Origin of the sequence: Agrobacterium vaccinii (genome assembly GCF_021310995.1) — a bacterium.
In the GTDB taxonomy this organism is placed as follows: Bacteria; Pseudomonadota; Alphaproteobacteria; order Rhizobiales; family Rhizobiaceae; genus Agrobacterium; species Agrobacterium vaccinii.
Genome location: NZ_CP054150.1, coordinates 3,027,039 through 3,047,500, shown reverse-complemented (window position 1 = coordinate 3,047,500; position 20,462 = coordinate 3,027,039). Strand labels below are relative to the sequence as shown.

20 protein-coding genes are annotated in these 20,462 nt (G+C 57.7%); 13 read left to right on the top strand and 7 right to left on the bottom strand.

The features are described 5' to 3' along the window. The first annotated feature begins 166 nt into the window (after positions 1 to 166). The 4 genes from lhpI (at position 167) to HRR99_RS14730 (ending at position 5,589) form a co-directional block, all read left to right on the top strand. Complete coding sequence (gene lhpI, locus HRR99_RS14745; protein WP_233122259.1) at positions 167 to 1,114, top strand: bifunctional Delta(1)-pyrroline-2-carboxylate/Delta(1)-piperideine-2-carboxylate reductase; 948 nt, start codon at positions 167 to 169, stop codon at positions 1,112 to 1,114. Between the two features lie 13 nt (positions 1,115 to 1,127). After that, positions 1,128 to 3,608 (top strand): ATP-dependent helicase HrpB, encoded by a 2,481-nt coding sequence (gene hrpB / locus HRR99_RS14740; protein ID WP_233123522.1) that lies wholly within the window; start codon positions 1,128 to 1,130, stop codon positions 3,606 to 3,608. A gap of 14 nt (positions 3,609 to 3,622) precedes the next feature. After that, a complete protein-coding gene (locus HRR99_RS14735; RefSeq protein ID WP_233122258.1) occupies positions 3,623 to 4,930 on the top strand; it encodes an ActS/PrrB/RegB family redox-sensitive histidine kinase in 1,308 nt (435 codons plus the stop codon). 68 nt (positions 4,931 to 4,998) lie between these two features. After that, positions 4,999 to 5,589, top strand: a complete 591-nt coding sequence (locus tag HRR99_RS14730) for an ActR/PrrA/RegA family redox response regulator transcription factor (RefSeq protein WP_233122257.1) — start codon at positions 4,999 to 5,001, stop codon at positions 5,587 to 5,589. Positions 5,590 to 5,592: 3 nt separating this feature from the next. On the opposite strand, the gene HRR99_RS14725 is transcribed toward HRR99_RS14730, so the two are convergent. Beyond that, positions 5,593 to 6,078, bottom strand: a complete 486-nt coding sequence (locus tag HRR99_RS14725) for an MmcB family DNA repair protein (protein WP_233122256.1) — start codon at positions 6,076 to 6,078, stop codon at positions 5,593 to 5,595. Between the two features lie 185 nt (positions 6,079 to 6,263). Between HRR99_RS14725 and HRR99_RS14720 the strand changes: the two genes are divergently transcribed. Further along, the gene (locus tag HRR99_RS14720; protein WP_112501145.1) at positions 6,264 to 6,950 is read left to right on the top strand and encodes a L,D-transpeptidase; all 687 of its coding nucleotides are present in this window, start codon (positions 6,264 to 6,266) and stop codon (positions 6,948 to 6,950) included. Positions 6,951 to 7,022: 72 nt separating this feature from the next. Here the strand turns inward: HRR99_RS14720 and HRR99_RS14715 are convergent, their stop codons facing one another. The 4 genes from HRR99_RS14715 to hslV form a co-directional block, all read right to left on the bottom strand. Further along, positions 7,023 to 9,191, bottom strand: coding sequence for a malate synthase G (locus HRR99_RS14715; RefSeq protein ID WP_233122255.1), 2,169 nt, complete (start codon positions 9,189 to 9,191; stop codon positions 7,023 to 7,025). Positions 9,192 to 9,314: 123 nt separating this feature from the next. After that, positions 9,315 to 10,271, bottom strand: a complete 957-nt coding sequence (locus tag HRR99_RS14710) for a DUF1402 family protein (RefSeq protein WP_233122254.1) — start codon at positions 10,269 to 10,271, stop codon at positions 9,315 to 9,317. A gap of 149 nt (positions 10,272 to 10,420) precedes the next feature. Next, entirely contained in the window at positions 10,421 to 11,728 is a 1,308-nt protein-coding gene (hslU, locus tag HRR99_RS14705) for an ATP-dependent protease ATPase subunit HslU (protein WP_111841254.1), read from the bottom strand. 77 nt (positions 11,729 to 11,805) lie between these two features. Then, the gene (gene hslV, locus HRR99_RS14700; RefSeq protein ID WP_112501142.1) at positions 11,806 to 12,330 is read right to left on the bottom strand and encodes an ATP-dependent protease subunit HslV; all 525 of its coding nucleotides are present in this window, start codon (positions 12,328 to 12,330) and stop codon (positions 11,806 to 11,808) included. A 199-nt stretch (positions 12,331 to 12,529) separates the two neighbouring features. Here hslV and hisB point away from each other — a divergent pair, with 199 nt between their 5' ends. The 7 genes from hisB (at position 12,530) to coaA (ending at position 17,192) form a co-directional block, all read left to right on the top strand. Next, positions 12,530 to 13,126 carry an imidazoleglycerol-phosphate dehydratase HisB gene (gene hisB, locus HRR99_RS14695; RefSeq protein WP_233122253.1) on the top strand — a complete coding sequence of 199 codons (597 nt, stop codon included), beginning with the start codon at positions 12,530 to 12,532 and terminating at the stop codon, positions 13,124 to 13,126. A gap of 73 nt (positions 13,127 to 13,199) precedes the next feature. After that, entirely contained in the window at positions 13,200 to 13,694 is a 495-nt protein-coding gene (locus tag HRR99_RS14690) for a DUF2628 domain-containing protein (RefSeq protein ID WP_233122252.1), read from the top strand. Position 13,695: 1 nt separating this feature from the next. After that, positions 13,696 to 14,346, top strand: coding sequence for an imidazole glycerol phosphate synthase subunit HisH (hisH, locus tag HRR99_RS14685; RefSeq protein WP_233122251.1), 651 nt, complete (start codon positions 13,696 to 13,698; stop codon positions 14,344 to 14,346). A gap of 1 nt (position 14,347) precedes the next feature. Further along, positions 14,348 to 15,082, top strand: a complete 735-nt coding sequence (gene hisA, locus HRR99_RS14680) for a 1-(5-phosphoribosyl)-5-[(5-phosphoribosylamino)methylideneamino]imidazole-4-carboxamide isomerase (RefSeq protein ID WP_233122250.1) — start codon at positions 14,348 to 14,350, stop codon at positions 15,080 to 15,082. Next, the gene (gene hisF / locus HRR99_RS14675; protein ID WP_233122249.1) at positions 15,079 to 15,855 is read left to right on the top strand and encodes an imidazole glycerol phosphate synthase subunit HisF; all 777 of its coding nucleotides are present in this window, start codon (positions 15,079 to 15,081) and stop codon (positions 15,853 to 15,855) included. Before hisA ends, hisF begins: the two co-directional genes overlap by 4 nt. 15 nt (positions 15,856 to 15,870) lie before the next feature. Continuing rightward, complete coding sequence (locus HRR99_RS14670) at positions 15,871 to 16,194, top strand: phosphoribosyl-ATP diphosphatase (protein ID WP_233122248.1); 324 nt, start codon at positions 15,871 to 15,873, stop codon at positions 16,192 to 16,194. Positions 16,195 to 16,208: 14 nt separating this feature from the next. Next, positions 16,209 to 17,192 carry a type I pantothenate kinase gene (gene coaA / locus HRR99_RS14665; RefSeq protein ID WP_233123521.1) on the top strand — a complete coding sequence of 328 codons (984 nt, stop codon included), beginning with the start codon at positions 16,209 to 16,211 and terminating at the stop codon, positions 17,190 to 17,192. Here coaA and arfB read toward each other — a convergent pair. Both arfB and HRR99_RS14655 read right to left on the bottom strand, forming a co-directional pair. Continuing rightward, on the bottom strand, positions 17,189 to 17,623 hold the full coding sequence (arfB, locus tag HRR99_RS14660; RefSeq protein ID WP_233122247.1) for an alternative ribosome rescue aminoacyl-tRNA hydrolase ArfB: 435 nt from the start codon (positions 17,621 to 17,623) through the stop codon (positions 17,189 to 17,191). The two genes, coaA and arfB, sit on opposite strands and share 4 nt — an antisense overlap. Positions 17,624 to 17,733: 110 nt before the next feature. After that, complete coding sequence (locus HRR99_RS14655) at positions 17,734 to 19,344, bottom strand: phosphoenolpyruvate carboxykinase (RefSeq protein WP_233122246.1); 1,611 nt, start codon at positions 19,342 to 19,344, stop codon at positions 17,734 to 17,736. Positions 19,345 to 19,685: 341 nt separating this feature from the next. On the opposite strand from HRR99_RS14655, the gene chvI reads away from it, so the two are divergent. Further along, positions 19,686 to 20,411, top strand: coding sequence for a two-component system response regulator ChvI (gene chvI / locus HRR99_RS14650; RefSeq protein ID WP_103587306.1), 726 nt, complete (start codon positions 19,686 to 19,688; stop codon positions 20,409 to 20,411). Positions 20,412 to 20,462: the final 51 nt, after the last annotated feature.

Sequence of the window (20,462 nt, the reverse complement as noted above, 5' to 3'; positions counted from 1 at the left end):
AAAAAATCGACATATTTTGTAAGTATCGGATTTTTATAGACAATTTGCCGTTCACAGCTGTTGGTGACCCAAAACACGCCGAATTCACTCGCGCAACAAACGCCGACGCTTCACCAGCAAGCGCCACGTTGATAGACTCCCGCATATATAACCGACGGGAGTTATCATGCTGGTCCTCAATGAAGAAGAAACATGCCGTGCCCTGCCCTGGCCCGAACTGATCGACGCCATCGAGGCGATGTTCCATGACGGCTGTGTTGTCCCCGTCAGGCACCACCACGACGTCGAGGTGCCGGGTGAGAATGCAGCGACCCTGTTGTTGATGCCTGCCTGGGTGCCCGGCTCCTATATGGGCGTGAAGATACTCTCGGTCTTTCCCGATAACAGTGTCCGGTCGCTTCCTGCTATTTTCGGGACGTACCTTCTTTCCTCCGGCACAACAGGCGAAATGCTGGCTGCGATAGAAGGTGGCGAGTTGACGGCGCGGCGAACGGCAGCGACATCTGCACTGGCTGCAAAATATCTTGCCCGTGCGGATGCCGCGTCCATGTTGATGGTCGGAACCGGACGTCTTTCCCTCAATCTGATGCAGGCCCATGCGGTTGTTCGGCCTTTGACGTCTTTCCACGTGTGGGGGCGTAATGCTTCGGCAGCGGAAAAGACTGTGCAAGAGGCACGTAAGCTGGGCTTCGACGCGCGGATTGCCGATGATCTGGAGGGCAGCGCGCGGGTTGCCGATATCATTTCCTGCGCAACGCTCTCCAACGAGCCGCTGATCAAGGGAGAATGGTTGAAGCCGGGAGCGCATCTCGATCTGGTTGGTGCATTCAAGCCCACCATGCGCGAAAGCGACGATAACGCCGTTCAGCGGGCTCATGTCTTTGTCGATACTTTCGAAGGCGCGCTGAAAGAAGGGGGCGATATCGTCCAGCCGCTGGCTTCAGGTCTGATAGATCGCCAACATATCCGCGCTGAGATGTCTGATCTTGTTTCGGGTCGGCATAACGGTCGGGAAAAGGATAGCGACATAACCCTGTTCAAGTCGGTGGGTGCGGCGCTGGAGGATCTGGCGGGCGCTATTCTTGCCTATGAAAGCCTGAAGGTGAAACGCTGAGCGCATGAGTGGCATGAAGACGATATCGCAGCGCGTACCTCCTTCCCTGCCCGTTACGGATGTGCTGGCAGACATCGGCGAGGCGTTGTCCAGCTATAGGCGGGCCGTGCTTTCTGCGCCGCCGGGTGCCGGTAAAACCACGCTCGTTCCTCTCTACCTGCTGGATCAAGCGTGGCGTGGAAACGGCAAGATCATTTTGCTTGAGCCGCGACGGCTGGCGGCACGCGCTGCTGCGAGCCGCATGGCATCGCTGCTTGGTGAGGCCGTGGGCGAGACGGTGGGTTACCGGATGCGCCTTGACAATCGCATTTCCGGCAAGACACGGATCGAGGTTGTTACCGAAGGCGTATTTGCGCGCATGGTTCTGGATGATCCAGAACTTGAGGGCGTGGCTGTGGTGATTTTCGATGAATTTCACGAGCGGTCCCTTGATGGCGATTTCGGTCTTGCCCTGGCTTTGGACGTGCAAACCGGCCTTCGAGACGATTTGCGGATTCTCGTCATGTCGGCGACGCTCGATGTGGAACGGGTGACGGCGCTTCTGGATGGCGCGCCTGTCATCAAAAGTTTGGGCCGCAGCTTTCCCATCGATATTCGCCATGATGACCGCGCAGGACAGGAGCGCGTTGAAGACCGGGTGGCGCGCGCCATTGTAGAAGCCCACAAAGCCGAGGAAGGTTCGATACTGGCCTTCCTGCCGGGGCAAGGCGAAATCTTGCGCACGGTTGAGCGACTGGAAGGACGATTCGGGCCTGACACAGTCGTGATCCCGCTCTATGGCAACCTGTCCCAAAAGGAGCAGGATGCCGCGATAAGGCCGACCGAGGATGGCAAGCGCAAGATCGTGCTTGCGACATCGATTGCCGAGACATCGATTACCATCGATGGCGTTCGCGTGGTCATCGACAGTGGTTTACAGCGCCTGCCGGTTTTCGAGCCATCGACAGGCATGACGCGGCTGGAAACGGTCAAGGTCTCCCGCGCGTCTGCAGATCAGCGGGCTGGTCGTGCCGGTCGAACAGAACCGGGCATTGCCATAAGGCTTTGGCACGCGGGCCAGACAAATGCCCTGCCCGCTTTCACGCCACCGCAGATTCTGGCGAGCGATCTTTCCAGTTTTGTCCTGGATCTTGCGCATTGGGGTGTCGGCGATCCAGCATCCATGGCGTTTCTGGATCAGCCGCCTGAAGCCGCTTTTCATGAGGCGCGTCAATTGTTGGGAAGTCTCGGTGCGCTGGATGCGACGGGAGGAATAACGCCGCGTGGTCGCAAGATGCGCGCGCTTGCCCTGCCGCCTCGCCTCTCTGCCATGGTGATTGCGGCGCAGGAAGCTGGCCATGGGCAAGAGGGCGCGATGCTCGCGGTTTTGCTGACGGAGCAAGGGCTCGGCGGAAGCGATATAGATCTGGAAGAGCGGTTGCGGCGCTTCCGGCAGGAAAAGGGCGAGCGCGCGACCGCCGCCAAAGGCCTTGCCCGGCGAATCGTTTCTTCGCTCGATGAGGGGACGCGTAACGCGCCCGCGATCCCTGCCATGGCAGGTGAACTTCTGCTGCATGCTTTTCCAGACCGCATTGCATTCCAGCGCGGCGGACGTGGGCGCTATGTCATGGCCAATGGGCGCGGGGCGGAACTGAGCGAGACGGAGCGTCTTGCCACGGAAAAGATGCTGGTCGTTGCCGATGCCACGGGCCGCGCCGCACAGCCACGTATTCTCGCCGCAGCCTCGATCAGTCGCGAGGATGTGGAAGAGCACATGCCGAACAGTATTCGCAAAGAAGACCAGATGTTTTTCGATAAGGCCAGCGGACAGGTCCGCGCGCGCCGTGTCACGCGGATCGGTGCGATTATTCTGGACGAAACGCCCCTTGGTAAGCCGACTGGCGAAAAGGCCGCTCTGGGCCTTGCAAACGGCATCAGGGACCATGGTCTCGATATCGTGCCCTTTTCCAAGGAGGCGCGACAGTTGCGCCAGCGCCTCGGCTTCCTCAATCGCACGATCGGTGAGCCGTGGCCGGATATGGATGACGAAGCGCTCATCGCGCGGCTGGATGAATGGTTCGTCCCCTTCCAGCATGATGCCAAAAGCACGCAGGATATCCGGTCTTCAGGCATCATGGATGGGCTTCTGTCGCTGGTTCCGCACGCTGCCCAGCGCGAGTTGACGAAACTTCTGCCGACACATTTTCAGGCTCCGACCGGCCAAAGACATGCCATCAGCTACGATGGTGAAGAACCCACGCTGACGATCCGGGTTCAGGAACTCTTCGGTTTGAAACAGCACCCGGCCGTTGCAGGCGGCAAATTGCCACTGCTTCTGGAATTGACCTCGCCTGCGCACAGGCCGATACAGACGACGCGGGATCTTCCCGGCTTTTGGGCTGGGTCCTGGAAAGACGTGCGTGCAGACATGCGCGGGCGTTATCCGCGCCATCCCTGGCCGGAAGACCCGGCCTCGGCAGAGCCGACAAATCGCGTGAAGCCACGCGGCACATAGACAGGAGACGGTGGATGGCGCCCCAGCCAGAAGAAAGCACACGATTTGGCCGCGCCAGCCGTCACATTCGTTTGCAAACCATCGTCTGGTTGCGGTGGCTGGCAGTCGTTGGACAGACGGCAGCCATTCTGATCGTCGCCTTCGGGCTCAACTTTCCGCTGCCCCTGCTGACCTGCGCTGTGCTGATCGGTGCACTTGCCGTCGCAAACCTGTTTCTATCCGCCCGTTTTCCGGCGACCTATCGTCTTGAACCTTGGGAAGCGACACTTCTTCTGGCATTCGATCTGTTGCAATTGACCGCGCTGATCTACATCACCGGGGGGCTGTCCAATCCTTTCGTGCCCCTGATCTGCGTGCAGGTCATCATTGCCTTCGCCTCGCAACCTATGAAGCATTCGCTGATGTTGCTCGCCTTTGCACTGGCCTGCGTGACCGCGATTGCGTTTTCGCCCTTTCCTGTTCCGTGGTACCCGGGTGAGACCCTGCCGATCCAGCTCATCATCCATGTCGGCATCTGGTGCTCCATCGTTGCAATGATGCTGTTTGCGGCTTTCTACGCATATCGCGTTTCGCATGAGGCCAACCAGTTGGCGGATGCACTGGCGGCGACGGAACTGGTTCTGGAACGTGAAAAACACCTGTCGCAGCTGGATGGTCTGGCGGCGGCGGCGGCACACGAGCTTGGCACCCCGCTTGCGACCATCAGCGTCGTCGCCAAGGAAATGGAGCGCGAGCTTGGCAATGACGATAGGTTTCGCGAGGATGTGGCCCTGTTGCGCAGCCAGAGCGAACGTTGCCGCGATATTTTGCGCCGGCTAACCTCTCTGTCTGCTGAGGGGGACGAACATCTAAGAACCTTGCCGCTTTCCTCCCTGATCGAAGAGGTTATGGCCCCACACCGCGAATTTGGCATCAAGCTTCGGTTGGTGGAAAAAAGCGAGCGGAGTGGCGAGCCTGTCGGTTCCAGAAACGCCGGAATTATCTATGGTCTCGGCAACCTCTTGGAAAATGCCGTCGACTACGCCCGCGAATCCGTGACGGTGACGACGCAGCATGACCCACAGCAGGTCAAGGTCATCGTGGAAGACGATGGGCAGGGCTATGCACCTGATATACTGTCACGCATTGGCGAGCCCTATGTCACCAAACGTCAGAACGAAGCGCGCGCAGGCGGGTTGGGGCTTGGTCTCTTCATCGCCAAGACTTTGCTGGAACGTTCCGGCGCGACATTGACATTCGAGAACCGCGGACCGGATGCCGCCGGAGCCAGAGTAACGGTCGTCTGGCCACGCGACATCATGGACGACAAGAGACACCAGTGACTTTATTGCGCGCTTGAAAGCAGTAAGGTCGAACTCATATGGCTGACAAACCGCCGGAGACCACAGGGATGAGTGACGACACACATAAAAACGAGGCTGAAGCCATCGTATCCACCGAGGGTGATGCGATCGGGCCGGACAAGTCACTTCTTATCGTCGATGACGACGGCCCGTTTTTGCGGCGGCTGGCGCGCGCCATGGAAACGCGTGGTTTTGTCGTGGATACGGCGGAATCGGTCAGCGAAGGCATCGCCAAGTCGCGGCTGGCCCCTCCGAAATATGCGGTGGTCGATCTGCGCCTCGGCGACGGTAACGGTCTTGAGGTGATCGAAGCCATACGCCAGCACAGGGATGACACACAGATCGTGGTGCTGACCGGCTATGGCAACATCGCCACGGCGGTGACGGCGGTCAAACTCGGTGCTCTGGACTATCTGGCCAAACCCGCCGACGCGGACGATGTCTTCAACGCATTGACGCAGCGCGAGGGCGACAAGATGGACCTGCCGGAAAATCCGATGTCAGCAGACCGTGTCCGCTGGGAGCATATTCAGCGCGTCTACGAGATGTGCGAGCGCAATGTTTCCGAGACGGCGCGGCGCCTCAACATGCATCGTCGCACGCTTCAGCGCATTCTGGCCAAGCGGGCGCCGAAGTAAGGCTCAGTCGGTGTAGCTGTCGCCGGTGGACCACTCGGCCATCATCAAGCGCCGGGCCGCGGTGCGGGAAAAATCGAGCATAACGGACTTTCGTGTCGCGGGCGGCAGCCTGTGTTCCGGCGCATCCCGTAGCATATGCGCGCCATATCCATCCGAAACGAACAGACCGCAGTCCTCGGGGAAGATATCGAGCGGCACGGCGTCATGCGTTGCAAAGAACAGCCGGTCGCAGTGCTGTCGATAATCAGGCCATTTGCGATCGACCTTGAAATCCTCGATGGAAGATTTGATCTCGATGATCCATATTTCGCCCTTGACCGACAGGCTGATCAGATCGGCGCGGCGACCGCTTGAAAGCGGCAATTCCGGCAAAACAGAATGACGCATTTCGTGGAGCAATATCTGCACACCACGTCGCACCAGCATGGCGTTTGCCGACTGCCGTCCGTCGATTAACGGATTATTGTTGATGATGGAAAGAATAGTCATGGATAAAACCGGGGTACGGACCCCCTTTCATGTTGCAAAAAGACCATGAAGCCGCAATTTCGCGCGCCGTATTCTCTTGCTGCGGTGCAACGGCTTGCCAACGCAAGATTAATCGAAAATAACCCATCTATTCAATAGATCTTCATGCATCGCCTGATTTGGGCGATATTTCCCGCGAGAAAATCATGCGCATTCGCACATCATTGACTGCCCTCGGCCTGTCTTCGGTACTTGCTTTGACCGGTTGCGCCTCCACGACGACCGAGACCTCCTCTGCTCGTCCGGTTGCTGCCCCCGTCGTCGTCGAAACCACCCAGATCTTCGGTGACGAAGTTTACGGTGCGACGACCGATGCAGGCTACGCTCTGCCAGCCATTCCGATCAACCGCGTCGACAAGCGCTTTCACCGTCAGGTCGTCAGCTTCGAGACCCCTGAGCGGCCAGGCACGGTGATCGTCAACACCCGTGAACGCTTCCTGTACTACATCCTGCCAGGCGGCAAGGCTGTGCGTTACGGTATCGGCGTTGGCAAGCAGGGCTTTGCATGGGCTGGTGAAGCCTATGTGGCCTGGAAGCAGGAATGGCCCATGTGGCATCCGCCAAAGGAAATGGCCGTGCGCAAGCCGGAAATCTCCAAATATGTCGATGCAGGCATGGGCCCAGGCCTCACCAACCCGCTGGGTGCACGCGCCATGTATCTCTTCAACGAAAAGGGTCAGGACACGCTGTTCCGCATCCACGGTTCGCCAGAATGGGCTTCCATCGGCACGGCTGCGTCTTCGGGCTGCATTCGCATGATCAATCAGGATGTCATCGATCTCTACAGCCGCGTCCGCCCGGGCCGCAGCTCCAAGGTCATCGTGATCCAGTAAGGGTCGCAGATACGACGAATAAAAAAGCCGCCGAGGATTATCCCGGCGGCTTTTTGTTGGGTTGAGAGCAGCTTAAGCTGTCTGTTTCGCCTTCAATTCCAGGCGGCGGCGGTGGAGAACCGGCTCGGTGTAGCCGTTCGGCTGCTCCCTGCCCTTCAAGACCAGCTCGAGCGCAGCCTGAAACGCGACTGATTCGTCGAAGTTTCCGGCCATGGCCATATAGGCGTGGTCGCCAGCATTCTGGCCATCGACCACAGCCGCCATGCGCTTCATCGTCTCGACGATCTGGGCTTCCGTGACCACGCCGTGGCGCAGCCAGTTGGCCATGTGCTGGGCGGAAATCCGCAGCGTTGCACGGTCTTCCATCAGGCCGACATTGTTGATGTCGGGCACTTTCGAGCAACCGACGCCCTGATCGACCCAGCGCACTACATAACCCAGAATGCCCTGCGCATTGTTGTCCAGCTCACGCTGAATCTCCTCGGCGCTCCAGTTAGGACGTACCGCGACTGGCACGGAGAGAATGTCGCCAAGCTTTGCGCGTTTGCGGTGCTTCAAACCGCTCTGGACTTCGGCGACATCGACGCTGTGATAATGCGTGGCATGAAGCGTGGCTGCGGTGGGAGACGGAACCCAGGCCGTGTTCGCACCCGCCTTGGGATGGGCGATCTTCTGTTCCAGCATCGCGGCCATCAGATCCGGCATGGCCCACATCCCCTTGCCGATCTGCGCGTGGCCGGAAAGACCGCATTCCAGACCGATATCGACGTTCCAGTTCTCATAGGCTGCGATCCAGGAAGCCTGCTTCATGTCGCCCTTGCGAATCATCGGGCCTGCTTCCATCGAAGTGTGAATTTCATCACCAGTGCGATCGAGGAAGCCGGTATTGATAAAGACCACGCGATCCTTGGCAGCCCGTATACATTCCTTGAGGTTGACCGTGGTGCGGCGTTCCTCATCCATGATGCCCATTTTGATGGTATTGGGCGCCATGCCGATCAGTTTCTCGACGCGGGAGAAAATCTCCGATGCGAAGGCCACCTCTTCCGGGCCGTGCATCTTCGGCTTTACGACATACATGGATCCTGCGCGCGAATTCTGACGGCGCCCGCCGGGGCCGACGTCGTAAAGCGCAATCAGCCCCGTTACGACGGCATCCATAATGCCTTCGGGAACTTCGTTGCCGTCGCGGTCGAGAATGGCAGGGTTGGTCATGAGATGCCCGACATTGCGGACCAGCATCAGCGAGCGTCCGGGCACCGTCAACGCAGAGCCGTCAGGGGCGGTGTAATTGCGGTCGGGATTGAGGCGGCGCGTGAAGGACTTTCCGCCCTTGGAAACCTCCTCCGTCAGATCGCCGCGCATAAGGCCCAGCCAGTTGCCATAGGCCACGACCTTGTCCTCGGCATCCACGGCGGCGACCGAATCCTCGCAGTCCATGATGGTGGTGAGCGCCGATTCCAGCAGGATATCCGAAATACCGGCATCATCATTCGAGCCGATGGCGGTCGATGGATCGATGATGATCTCGACATGTAGACCATTCTTGACCAGCAGCACCGTGTCCGGCTTGGACACATCACCACCGAACCCGGTAAATTGCGCAGGGTCCTTCAAGCCCTTCCATGTGTTGCCAAGGCTGATTTGGAGCACGCCATCGACGATTTTGACGCCGTTTGCGTCAGACCAGCTGCCATTGTCCAAGGGTGCGGAACGATCCAGAAAATCGCGTGCCCATGCGATGACCTTTTCGCCACGCTTTGGATTATAGCCCTTGCCCTTTTCAGCGCCGTCCGCTTCGGAGATCGCATCCGTGCCATACAGCGCATCGTAAAGCGAACCCCATCGAGCGTTCGCAGCATTCAGCGCATAGCGTGCATTCATGACCGGGACGACGAGCTGTGGACCGGCAAGCTGCGCAATTTCGGGATCGACATTTTGCGTATCGACTTTGAAGGCACCACCTTCGGGCAACAGATATCCGATCTCGCGAAGAAACGCCTCGTAGGCATTGAGATCGACCGGCGCACCATGGGTGCGGTACCAGCTATCCAGTTTCTCCTGAAAGACATCGCGCTTGTGAAGAAGCTCGCGATTTCTTGGCGAAAGATCGTGCACGATGCTGGAGAAGCCTGCGAAGAAAGCATCGGGCTCAAGGCCGGTTTCCGGCAGAACGTCGTCCTTCAAAAAACGATAGAGTGTTTCATCAAGCGACAGACCATGCTCTTCAATGCGGCTCACCGGATATCTCCCTTGTCGGTTATGCTTTCGCCAAGAGTGGACGCTGAAACCCCGGCTCGTCAATCACAAGCCGGGGCTAAAGATGTTTTCTTTTTAAAAACAATCCAGCAGTCTGTTCTAAAATCAGAGAAGTTTCTGAAGTTCCGGCAGCTTTTCATTCACCAGCCAGCCGTAATAATTTTCTTCCGGCCACACAGGCGACCCGCCGCTCTGGCGGTTCTTTTGGGCAAGAGCAGCCGCACGCTGTTGTGATCCGCCGAGATTATAGAGCGTGGAGGTCAGGCCTGGATTTTTCGAAATATCCATATCGGCAATCGATTTGTAATCATCGATGGATTTGCGAATGGCAGCGGCCATGTAGGCCAGAGAATGGTCCGGATCCATGATGGCGTTATAGACCGCAGCGGCGTCATTCTCGTCCAGCTTTTCATAGCCGGACACGCGCGCGACGGCATCCGACAGCATCAGCGCCGTCAGCGGATTGATCTGACCCAGACCAAATGTCTGCCCGGCATAGAAAGGCTGGAAGAAGACGGAGCTGAAGCGATTGTCGGGATAGCTGACACCATCTACCTTCTTGCCGCGGAAACTGGCGTCCCAGACGTCTTCACGACAGGTCCAGAGGCTGGCGGAATCGCGCTTCGCCTGGCATTTGGAAAACTGCGAATGCGTCAAAAACTGCGCAATGCTTTCATCCTTGTAGCCGAAGCGGAAGCTGTTTCCCGCATAGGAAGCAGCCTTGACGTAGTAGGACTGCAATCGGTCATAGGCATCCACATTGTAGGTGTGCTCACCCACGATGGCGCCGATCATATGGATCGGGTCGATCCCGTAACGACTGGCGGTCGATTTGATTTTCGCAATCAACTGCTTGTCACCCGACAGCAGATCGAACACTTTCTGATACTTGCGGTCATAGGTGGAGTTGGAGCTTTTGGTCCGCCGTGCCGATGCGCCGGGCACGCCGGGCTGCTCGGCATTCCGGTTGCCCGGCGGAACGACCGATGCCGCTTGCGCGAATGACTGTGAGACCGCGCACAAGGCCATGACGGAGGCCAATGCCAGAAGAGTTTTACGCACGAGCGAATGCCTTTTCCTTGGTCGGCACTGTAACCGGACCATTCCGTTGAGCGCCATCAACGCTTTCATTAGCGAAAAGCGTGACCATATGTCGAGAGAAGGCAAGTAAAATAAGAGTGCGGCAACAATTGCCGCACTCGTTGTTCAATTTACAAAATGTATCGCGACAGGTCCGTGTCGGCGGCGATATCGCCAACATGCTCCTTCACGTAGTCCTGATCGATCTTGACGGCAGAGCCGCCACGATCCGGCGCATTGAACGAGATGTCATCCAGCACACGCTCCATGACCGTCTGCAAGCGACGGGCGCCGATATTCTCAACCGACGAATTCAGATGAACCGCAACGTCGGCCAAGGCGTCGATGGCGTCATCTGTGAATTCGAGGTTCAATTCTTCGGTTGCCATCAGCGCGATATACTGACGGATGAGGCTGGCTTCGGTTTCGGTCAGGATGCGGCGGAAATCCTCCTTGGTCAGGGGTTTCAGCTCGACGCGAATGGGCAGACGACCCTGAAGCTCCGGCAGGAGATCTGAGGGCTTCGACACGTGGAATGCGCCTGAAGCGATGAACAAGATATGGTCCGTTTTAACGGGACCGTATTTCGTGGACACCGTCGTCCCTTCCACCAGCGGAAGAAGGTCGCGCTGAACGCCTTCGCGTGAGACGCCTGCGCCCATGCCACCGTCGCGGGCTGCGATCTTGTCGATCTCGTCCAGAAACACGATGCCGTCATTCTCGACGGATTTCACCGCCTCGCGCTGGATCAGTTCGTTATCCAGCAATTTGTCGGATTCGTCGCGAATAAGATCAGCATAGGATTTCTCGACCGTGGTCCGCACTTTCTTGCTGCGACCGCCCATGGCCTTGCCGAACATATCCGAAAGATTGAGAACACCGATGTTGGCGCCGGGCATGCCAGGGATGTCGAAACCGGGCATGCCACTACTGGTATCGGCAATTTCGATATCGATTTCCTTGGTGTCAAGCTCGCCATCGCGCAGCTTCTTGCGGAAGCTCTCACGGGTTCCGGGCGACGCGGTCGAGCCAACCAATGCGTCTAACACGCGTTCTTCGGCGCTGGCATGGGCCTTTGCCTGAACTTCGAGCCGCTTCTTTTCCTTCACGAGGCCGATGCCGATTTCCACGAGATCGCGGATGATCTGCTCGACATCGCGTCCTACGTAACCGACTTCGGTGAATTTGGTGGCTTCGACTTTGATGAAGGGAGCGCCTGCCAGCTTGGCCAGACGGCGGGAGATTTCGGTCTTGCCAACGCCGGTCGGCCCGATCATCAGAATGTTCTTCGGCATGACCTCGTCGCGCAGACTGTCGTCCAGTTGCTGGCGGCGCCAGCGATTGCGCAGCGCAATCGCCACGGCGCGCTTGGCATCGTGCTGGCCGATGATGTGACGGTCGAGTTCGGAAACGATCTCGCGGGGAGAAAAAGTCGTCATTTCATTCCTTTCGGCATCCCTTACCGGCCAGCCGTTTCGGCCCGGCCCGCAGGACCCATCGCTTGGTGAGGCGCAGTCTACTCTGCGTCGAGCGTTTCAATCACGAGATTATGGTTGGTATAGACGCAAATATCGGCTGCGATATCCAAAGCCTGGCGCGCCACCTCTTCCGCTGATTTTTCAGAATCCATCAGTGCGCGGGCAGCAGCAAAAGCGTAATTTCCGCCCGAACCGATAGCGATTGCGCCATGTTCCGGCTCGAGCACATCGCCATTACCGGTGATGGCCAGGGTGATGGACTTGTCTGCCACCAGCATCATCGCTTCGAGATTGCGCAGATATTTGTCGGTGCGCCAGTCTTTGGCAAGCTCGACGGCGGCCCGCATCAATTGCCCGGGATATTGCTCAAGCTTCTTTTCCAGACGGTCCAGCAATGTGAACGCGTCGGCGGTGGCACCGGCAAATCCGGCGATGACGTCGCCCTTGCCGATCCGGCGGACTTTGCGGGCATTGCCTTTCATCACGGTCTGTCCGAGGCTGACCTGACCATCGCCAGCCATCACGACTTTGCCGCCCTTTCTCACAGTAATAATCGTTGTCATCAAACACCTGTTTGCCCCATCAGGGCGTTGCGCTGGGTCGCAAATGCTGACCCGTTCGCAATCTATGTAGGCCTCGATTTTGCGATTACAAATTCCAGCCACGGAAACGAACAAGACGGCATACCGCAACGCAATGTAATGGCTGGATATTTGTGGTTCTTGCTGATAAGGAACCCCGATATTCGTACGGAGCAGCCAGATGGCAGAGCGTAAAGCTGAGATTTCCCGCAAGACGAACGAAACGAGTGTTTCCGTTCGCGTGAACATCGATGGCAGCGGCAAGTCGAAAATTTCCACAGGCGTGGGTTTCTTCGATCATATGCTGGACCAGCTCAGCCGCCATTCGCTGATCGACATGGACATCGACGTTGCAGGCGACCTGCACATCGATGACCATCATACGGTCGAAGATACCGGCATCGCCATCGGCCAGGCAATCTCTAGGGCACTCGGTGACCGTCGTGGGATTACCCGTTACGCATCGCTCGATCTTGCCATGGATGAGACCATGACGAAGGCGGCGGTCGACATTTCCGGGCGGCCATTCCTGGTTTGGAACGTCTCATTTTCTGCGCCGAAGATTGGCACATTCGATACCGAACTGGTGCGCGAGTTCTTTCAGGCGCTGGCACAGAATGCCGGAATAACACTGCATATTCTTAATCATTACGGCGCCAACAACCACCATATCGCCGAAACGTGCTTCAAGGCAGTCGCTCGCGTGTTGCGCACCGCAACAGAGATCGATCCACGGCAGGCCGATCGCGTTCCCTCGACAAAGGGCATGCTGGCCTGAGACAGATGAAATCGTAAGAGCAGCATCGAGGACATGCCCTCTACAGCCGCTCTCAACGTTGTCAGGAAAGCCAATGACATCCTATCTGGTTCTTGAAGCCCCCGGCGGACCGGACAGAGATCACCGGTCGACACGGTTCATCGCTGACCGTTTTTCGTGGCTTGCCCTGTTTTTCCCGTGGATCTGGTTTGCCGTTCATCGTCTGTGGTGGGTGGCCGCTTCCATCGTCGTGCTTCAGGTGGCGGCAATTCAGATTTCGGGGATAGAGGGATACGGCATATTAGGCGCATTGTTTGCCGTGACTGCGGGATTGATAGCCGGCTTAGAGGGCCACAACATTCTCGTCCGATATCTCGTGTCCAAGGGATGGGCAATCAAGACGATCGTCACCGCGCATGATCTGGCGACGGCGGAAGACATTTATTTCTCCAACCTGCTCGAAAGCGAAGCCACAAACGCCAGCACGATTCCGCAGCCCGAGTGGAAGAAGGATCGCAAAGTCGGCACAGGTTTTTCGATGAACGATCCCGCCGGGTCGTTTCAATTCGATCTGAATGGAAGGCGCTGATATGCGTGTGGTAATTATCGATTATGGCTCCGGCAACCTTCGCTCGGCGACCAAGGCCTTTGAGCGCGCAGCAGCCGAAGCTGGCATAAACGCGACCATCGAGTTGAGCGACAAGCCGGACCGTGTCGCCTCCGCAGACCGTATCGTTCTACCAGGCGTTGGCGCTTACGCCGATTGCCGCGCAGGTCTGGATGCCGTCACCGGCATGCATGAGGCAATGATCGAAGCGGTAGAAACACACGGGCATCCGTTCATGGGTATCTGCGTCGGCATGCAGTTGATGTCGTCTCGCGGGCTGGAGAAGACGACGAGCGAGGGCCTTGGCTGGATCGAGGGCGACGTGGTCGAAATGACCCCTGCCGATCCAGACTTGAAAATCCCGCAGATCGGCTGGAATACGCTGGACCTGCACCGCCCTCACCCGCTGTTTGATGGCATAAAGACCGGGTCGGATGGCCTGCACGCCTATTTCGTGCACTCCTATCACCTTGCCGCCACACATGCGGACGATGTAATCGCCACCACTAGCTATGGTGGCGCGATGACGGCATTCGTGGGTCGTGACAACAAGGTCGGGGCGCAGTTCCACCCGGAAAAAAGCCAGACACTCGGCCTTGCCCTTATTTCGAATTTCCTGCGCTGGAAGCCCTGATATGATCCTTTTTCCCGCAATCGACCTCAAAGACGGCCAGTGCGTTCGCCTCAAGCTTGGCGATATGGAGCAGGCCACTGTTTACAACACCGACCCCGGAGCTCAGGCAAAGGCCTTTGAAGACCAAGGGTTCGAATGGCTGCATGTCGTGGATTTGAACGGCGCTTTCGCGGGCCAGACCGTCAATGGCGATGCCGTGGATGCCATTTTGAAGTCCACGAAAAATCCGGTTCAGCTTGGCGGCGGTATTCGCACGCTTGATCATATCGAGGCGTGGCTGTCGCGCGGTCTTGCCCGCGTTATTCTCGGCACGATTGCCGTGCGTGATCCTGTTCTGGTCATCGAGGCCTGCAAGCGTTTTCCCAGTCAGGTCGCCGTCGGCATCGATGCAAAGGGCGGCAAGGTTGCGGTGGAGGGCTGGGCGGAAGCCTCGGAGCTTGGCGTGATCGAGCTTGCCCAGCGATTCGAAGGTGCGGGCGTCGCGGCCATCATCTACACCGATATCGATCGCGATGGCATTTTGGCTGGTATCAACTGGGCCTCCACGCTTGAACTGGCGGATGCCGTTTCGATTCCGGTCATCGCCTCTGGCGGTCTTGCCTCCATGGGCGACATCAAGCGCATGCTGGAACCCGATGCGGTCAAGCTGGAAGGTGCCATCTCGGGTCGCGCCCTCTATGACGGTCGTATCGACCCGGTCGAAGCGCTCGCCATGATCAAGGAGGCACGCGCATGACGCTGAAAGCCCGTATCATTCCCTGTCTCGATGTTAAGGACGGACGCGTCGTGAAAGGCGTTAATTTTGTCGATCTCATCGACGCAGGTGATCCGGTGGAAGCCGCTAAAGCTTACGATGCCGCCGGTGCCGACGAGCTCTGCTTTCTCGACATCACGGCTTCTTCCGACAATCGCGATACGATTTTCGACGTTGTCTCGCGCACAGCCGACCACTGCTTCATGCCGGTGACGGTTGGCGGCGGCGTACGCGCGGTTGGCGATATCCGCAAACTTCTGCTGTGTGGTGCAGACAAGGTTTCGATCAACTCTGCTGCCGTCAACGACCCTGATTTCGTTGCCCGCGCTGCGGATAAATTCGGCAACCAGTGCATCGTGGTGTCGATCGACGCGAAACAGGTTTCCACCAGCGGCGAGGCTGACAGGTGGGAAATATTCACCCATGGTGGTCGCCAGCCGACAGGCATCAATGCGGTGGAGTTTGCGATCAGCATGGTCGAGCGCGGCGCAGGTGAGTTGCTCATCACCTCTATGGACCGGGATGGCACAAAAAGCGGTTATGACATCGCGCTGACGCGCACCATTGCCGATCAGGTGCGTGTGCCCGTCATCGCATCTGGCGGCGTCGGCACGCTGGATGATCTCGTTGCCGGTGTGAAAGAAGGCCATGCTACCGCTGTGCTGGCAGCCTCCATCTTCCATTTCGGGACATATTCCATCGGCGAAGCGAAAGCCTATATGGCAGACCATGGCATTGCCATGCGTCTCGATTGATCGGGGAAACGACCCATGACGAATTTTTCCCTTTCCGATCTCGAGCGCATCGTTGCGGAGCGCGCCAGCGCCTCGCCCGACCAGTCCTGGACGGCCAAGCTTTATGCTGCTGGCCAGACGCGTGCGGCGAAAAAGCTTGGCGAAGAGGCGGTGGAAACGGTGATTGCCGCCATTTCCAACGACCGCAAAAACCTGACCGATGAGGCTGCGGACCTTTTGTACCACCTGCTGGTGGTGCTGAAGATCGCCGATATACCGCTCTCCGACGTGTTGTCCGAACTGGAGCGGCGTACCGGACAATCAGGCCTTCAGGAGAAAGAATCGAGGCCCGCACAATGACGACGTTGGCACGCATGGGAGGACAAGGCATGCCAAACACGCTCGATCATTTCCGACCCGATGAATATTCACCCTACCACTTCTTCAGCTCCGACGAATGGTCGAAGTTCCGCGCCGACACGCCACTGACGCTGACGACGGATGAGCTGAAACGCCTGCGTTCGCTCAACGACCCCATCGACATCGATGAAGTCCGGCGTATCTATCTCTCGCTATCACGCCTGCTCTCCACCCATGTGGAGGCATCGCAGCTTCTGTTCGACCAACGCAATCAGTTTCTCAACATGGAAGGCGTCGCCAAGACGCCCTTCGTGATCGGCATCGCCGGGTCTGTCGCGGTTGGAAAATCAACGACTGCCCGTATCCTGAAAGAGCTGCTGGCGCGCTGGCCTTCCAGCCCGAAAGTCGATCTCATCACCACGGATGGCTTCCTCTACCCCAACGAGGTGTTGCGGCGCGACAATCTGATGGAGCGGAAGGGCTTTCCCGAAAGCTACGACATCGGCTCGCTGCTGCGTTTCCTGTCAGCCATCAAGGCCGGACAACCGGATGTCAAAGCCCCCAGCTATTCCCACCTGACCTACGACGTCATACCCAACGAATATACGACCATAGACAGGCCGGACATCCTGATTTTCGAAGGCATCAACGTGCTGCAATCGCGCGATTTGCCGGAGGGCGGGCGCATCGTGCCGATCGTTTCAGATTTCTTCGACTTCTCGATCTATATCGATGCGGATGAGGCGCTCATTCACAACTGGTACGTCAAACGCTTCATGAACCTGCGTCAAACCGCGTTTCGCGATCCCTCTTCCTACTTCAACCGCTACGCCTCGATTTCCGAGGAAGCGGCGCTGGCGATTGCCGAGGGTCTTTGGGAAAACATCAACCTGAAAAACCTGCGGCGCAATATCGTTCCGACACGGCCAAGGGCTGATCTCATTTTGCGCAAGGGCCAGAACCACCTGATCGACACGGTAGCATTGCGCAAGCTCTAATCGTTATCGGGCCTGCCGCGCATTTTCTTCACATCGGATCGCCCGGATTTGGCTTTAAGCCGTCTTTCGACCGAGCCTTTGGTCGGCTTGGTCGCCCGCCGCGTCGGTGGCGGTGGTTCGGCAGCTTTCAGAACCAGTTCTTTCAGTCGCTCTCGTGCATCTTCCCGGTTGCGCTCCTGCGTGCGAAACCGATTGGCTTCGATCATCAGGACGCCTTCTTTCGATAGGCGTCTGCCGCCGAGTTTGATCACGTTCTCCTTGATGCGATCCGGCAGCGACGGCGACCCGGCCACGTCGAAGAATAGCTGAACGGCGGTGGAGACCTTGTTGACATTCTGCCCGCCGGGCCCGCCAGCCAGCACGAATTGCTCCGTCAGTTCCCATCCGGCAATCGTAATTCTGTTGCTGATCAATAGTGCGGCGCTGGCCATGTCTTTTCTCCGGCAGCGGTGATGCCACAGATTTCCACGAATGAAAACCATGCCCGTCAAACGAAAAACCCGGCACTAGGCCGGGTTTGTCAATTCATCAGTCGGATCGATTATTCTGCGGCGATCAGCAGGCCGGGAGCCGCATCGCGAACCTTGCTGTCCACATGGTCTTCGAACTTGGTGAAGTTCGTGACGAACATGGAAACGAGCTTCTTGGCCTGCGCATCGTAGGCGGCACCGTCTGCCCATGTCGAACGCGGATCGAGAATTGCGCTGTCGACACCTTCCAGTGCAGTTGGAACTGCGACACCAAAATTCGCATCGGTGCGGAACTGAGCGTTCTTCAACTCGCCTGTCAGCGCTGCGGTCAGCAGGGCGCGCGTCGCCTTGATGGGCATACGTTTGCCGATGCCGTAGGCGCCGCCGGTCCAACCGGTGTTGACGAGCCAGCAATCGACGCCGTGCTTGCCGATCAGGTCGCGCAGCAGGTTGCCGTATTCTGCAGGGTGGCGCGGCATGAAGGGGGCGCCGAAGCAGGTCGAGAATGTCGCTTCCGGTTCGGTAACGCCTTTTTCAGTGCCAGCAACCTTCGCCGTATAACCAGAGAGGAAGTGGTACATGGCCTGCTCAGGCGTCAATCGGGCGATTGGCGGCAACACGCCGAAAGCATCCGCCGTCAGCATGATGATTGTCTTCGGGTGACCCGCAATGCCGGTTTCCGACGCATTCGGAATGAAGTGCAGCGGATAGGCACTGCGGGTGTTTTCAGTCAGCGAGTTGTCGTTGAAATCAGGAACGCGGTTTTCATCGAGAACGACGTTTTCCAGCACCGTGCCGAAGCGGCGGGTAGCCGCATAAATCTCCGGCTCGGCTTCCGCCGACAGCTTGATGGCCTTGGCGTAACAGCCGCCTTCGAAGTTGAAGATGCCATCTTCGCCCCAGCCATGCTCATCATCGCCGATCAACGTGCGCGATGGATCGGCAGACAGCGTCGTCTTACCGGTGCCGGAAAGACCGAAGAACACGGCAGCATCACCATCCGGGCCGACATTGGCAGAGCAGTGCATAGGCATGACGCCCTTAGCAGGCAGCAGGTAATTCAGAACCGTGAAGACCGACTTCTTGTTTTCACCGGCATAGGACGTGCCGCCGATGAGAACCAGACCCTTGGTGAGGTCGCAGGCGATCACGGTCTCGGTGCGCACACCGTGGCGGGCCGGATCGGCCTTGAAGCTCGGCAGGTTGATGATCGTCAGCTTCTGCTTGAAGGTGCCGAGTTTTTCACGCGCCGGGCGGATCAGAAGGTTACGAATGAACAGGCCGTGCCAGGCAAGTTCGGTCACGACGCGTGTTGGAAGCGCATTGTCTTCATCCGCGCCACCGATCAGGTCCTGCACGTAAAGCGTCTTGCCGGCAGCATGTGCCAGCATGTCCTTGTGGAGGATGTCGAAGTGTTCTGGCGACAGGGGCTTGTTGTTGTCCCACCAGATGCTGTCTTCCGTGGAGGCGTCGCGAACGACGAACTTGTCCTTGGGCGAACGGCCCGTATGCTGGCCGGTTACTGCACGCAAAGCGCCGTCTGCGGTGACATCCGCTTCGCCGTTGCGGATCGCCTCTTCGTACAATTCGCTCTCGATGAGGTTGTAGTGCACGACAGAAACGCCGGTCAAACCGAGTGCCGACACTCCATTTTCTGGATTATGTACTCCAAGTTCTTTCACGGGCACGTTCCTTTTTAAAGACGAAATGATCCAAATTTTCCCGGAAATTAATCCGCGTTTTTGAAAAACACAAGCCGATAACATGGAATAATTCAACAATTTCAATATATTAATCGATTTAAAAGATTTTATTTCATTTTAAATCGGTTTAGTCGGCGTTCTAAACCGACAATGCGCCGGTTCAGGAAATTTACTGCCAAAGGATTGCCGCCGGAATATCCGCATTTGCCCTTTGCCACAATTTGTTCCACCTTTATACTCAAGAGAAAGGCTCACGGCGCGCAACCTTGGCTGGGGTGGATGGCGGGAGTATAGATTAAATGACGATGGAGACCAATTTTATGCAAACAATTGCGCTTGTGGACGATGACCGAAATATTTTGACTTCGGTGTCGATCGCGCTGGAAGCAGAAGGTTATAAGGTCGAAACGTATACGGACGGAGCATCTGCTCTGGATGGGCTGGTCGCACGTCCACCGCAGCTGGCAATTTTCGATATCAAGATGCCGCGCATGGATGGCATGGAACTTCTGCGCCGCCTGCGCCAGAAATCCGATCTGCCCGTTATCTTTCTGACGTCGAAGGATGAAGAGATCGACGAGTTGTTCGGCCTCAAGATGGGCGCCGATGATTTCATCACCAAGCCTTTCTCGCAGCGCCTTCTCGTCGAGCGGGTCAAGGCGATCCTTCGCCGTGCCAGCAGTCGCGATGCCGCGGTTCCCGGTGCAAGCCCCCTCAAGCCAACGGCAGACCAGCAGGCGCGTACGCTGGAGCGCGGACAGCTTGCCATGGATCAGGAACGGCATACCTGCACCTGGAAAGGCGAGCCTGTGACTTTGACGGTCACGGAGTTCCTCATTCTTCATTCACTGGCGCAACGCCCCGGCGTCGTCAAAAGCCGCGATGCGCTGATGGATGCCGCCTATGACGAGCAGGTCTATGTGGACGACCGCACCATCGACAGCCACATCAAGCGCCTGCGCAAGAAGTTCAAGCTGGTCGATAACGACTTCGATATGATTGAAACGCTCTACGGTGTAGGATATCGCTTCCGCGAAGCAGCCTGATATCAGGCAAGGACGAGATAACGCCGCGACCATCAGCGGCGCCGAGGGACA

Excerpts from the sequence above, each read along its gene's own strand:
- lhpI (WP_233122259.1), top strand. The coding sequence starts at position 167 with ATGCTGGTCCTCAATGAAGAAGAAACATGCCGTGCCCTGCCCTGGCCC.
- hrpB (WP_233123522.1), top strand. The coding sequence starts at position 1,128 with ATGAAGACGATATCGCAGCGCGTACCTCCTTCCCTGCCCGTTACGGAT.
- HRR99_RS14735 (WP_233122258.1), top strand. The coding sequence starts at position 3,623 with ATGGCGCCCCAGCCAGAAGAAAGCACACGATTTGGCCGCGCCAGCCGT.
- HRR99_RS14730 (WP_233122257.1), top strand. The coding sequence starts at position 4,999 with ATGAGTGACGACACACATAAAAACGAGGCTGAAGCCATCGTATCCACC.
- HRR99_RS14725 (WP_233122256.1), bottom strand. The coding sequence starts at position 6,078 with ATGACTATTCTTTCCATCATCAACAATAATCCGTTAATCGACGGACGG.
- HRR99_RS14720 (WP_112501145.1), top strand. The coding sequence starts at position 6,264 with ATGCGCATTCGCACATCATTGACTGCCCTCGGCCTGTCTTCGGTACTT.
- hslU (WP_111841254.1), bottom strand. The coding sequence starts at position 11,728 with ATGACGACTTTTTCTCCCCGCGAGATCGTTTCCGAACTCGACCGTCAC.
- hslV (WP_112501142.1), bottom strand. The coding sequence starts at position 12,330 with ATGACAACGATTATTACTGTGAGAAAGGGCGGCAAAGTCGTGATGGCT.
- hisB (WP_233122253.1), top strand. The coding sequence starts at position 12,530 with ATGGCAGAGCGTAAAGCTGAGATTTCCCGCAAGACGAACGAAACGAGT.
- HRR99_RS14690 (WP_233122252.1), top strand. The coding sequence starts at position 13,200 with ATGACATCCTATCTGGTTCTTGAAGCCCCCGGCGGACCGGACAGAGAT.
- hisH (WP_233122251.1), top strand. The coding sequence starts at position 13,696 with ATGCGTGTGGTAATTATCGATTATGGCTCCGGCAACCTTCGCTCGGCG.
- hisA (WP_233122250.1), top strand. The coding sequence starts at position 14,348 with ATGATCCTTTTTCCCGCAATCGACCTCAAAGACGGCCAGTGCGTTCGC.
- hisF (WP_233122249.1), top strand. The coding sequence starts at position 15,079 with ATGACGCTGAAAGCCCGTATCATTCCCTGTCTCGATGTTAAGGACGGA.
- HRR99_RS14670 (WP_233122248.1), top strand. The coding sequence starts at position 15,871 with ATGACGAATTTTTCCCTTTCCGATCTCGAGCGCATCGTTGCGGAGCGC.
- coaA (WP_233123521.1), top strand. The coding sequence starts at position 16,209 with ATGGGAGGACAAGGCATGCCAAACACGCTCGATCATTTCCGACCCGAT.
- arfB (WP_233122247.1), bottom strand. The coding sequence starts at position 17,623 with ATGGCCAGCGCCGCACTATTGATCAGCAACAGAATTACGATTGCCGGA.
- chvI (WP_103587306.1), top strand. The coding sequence starts at position 19,686 with ATGCAAACAATTGCGCTTGTGGACGATGACCGAAATATTTTGACTTCG.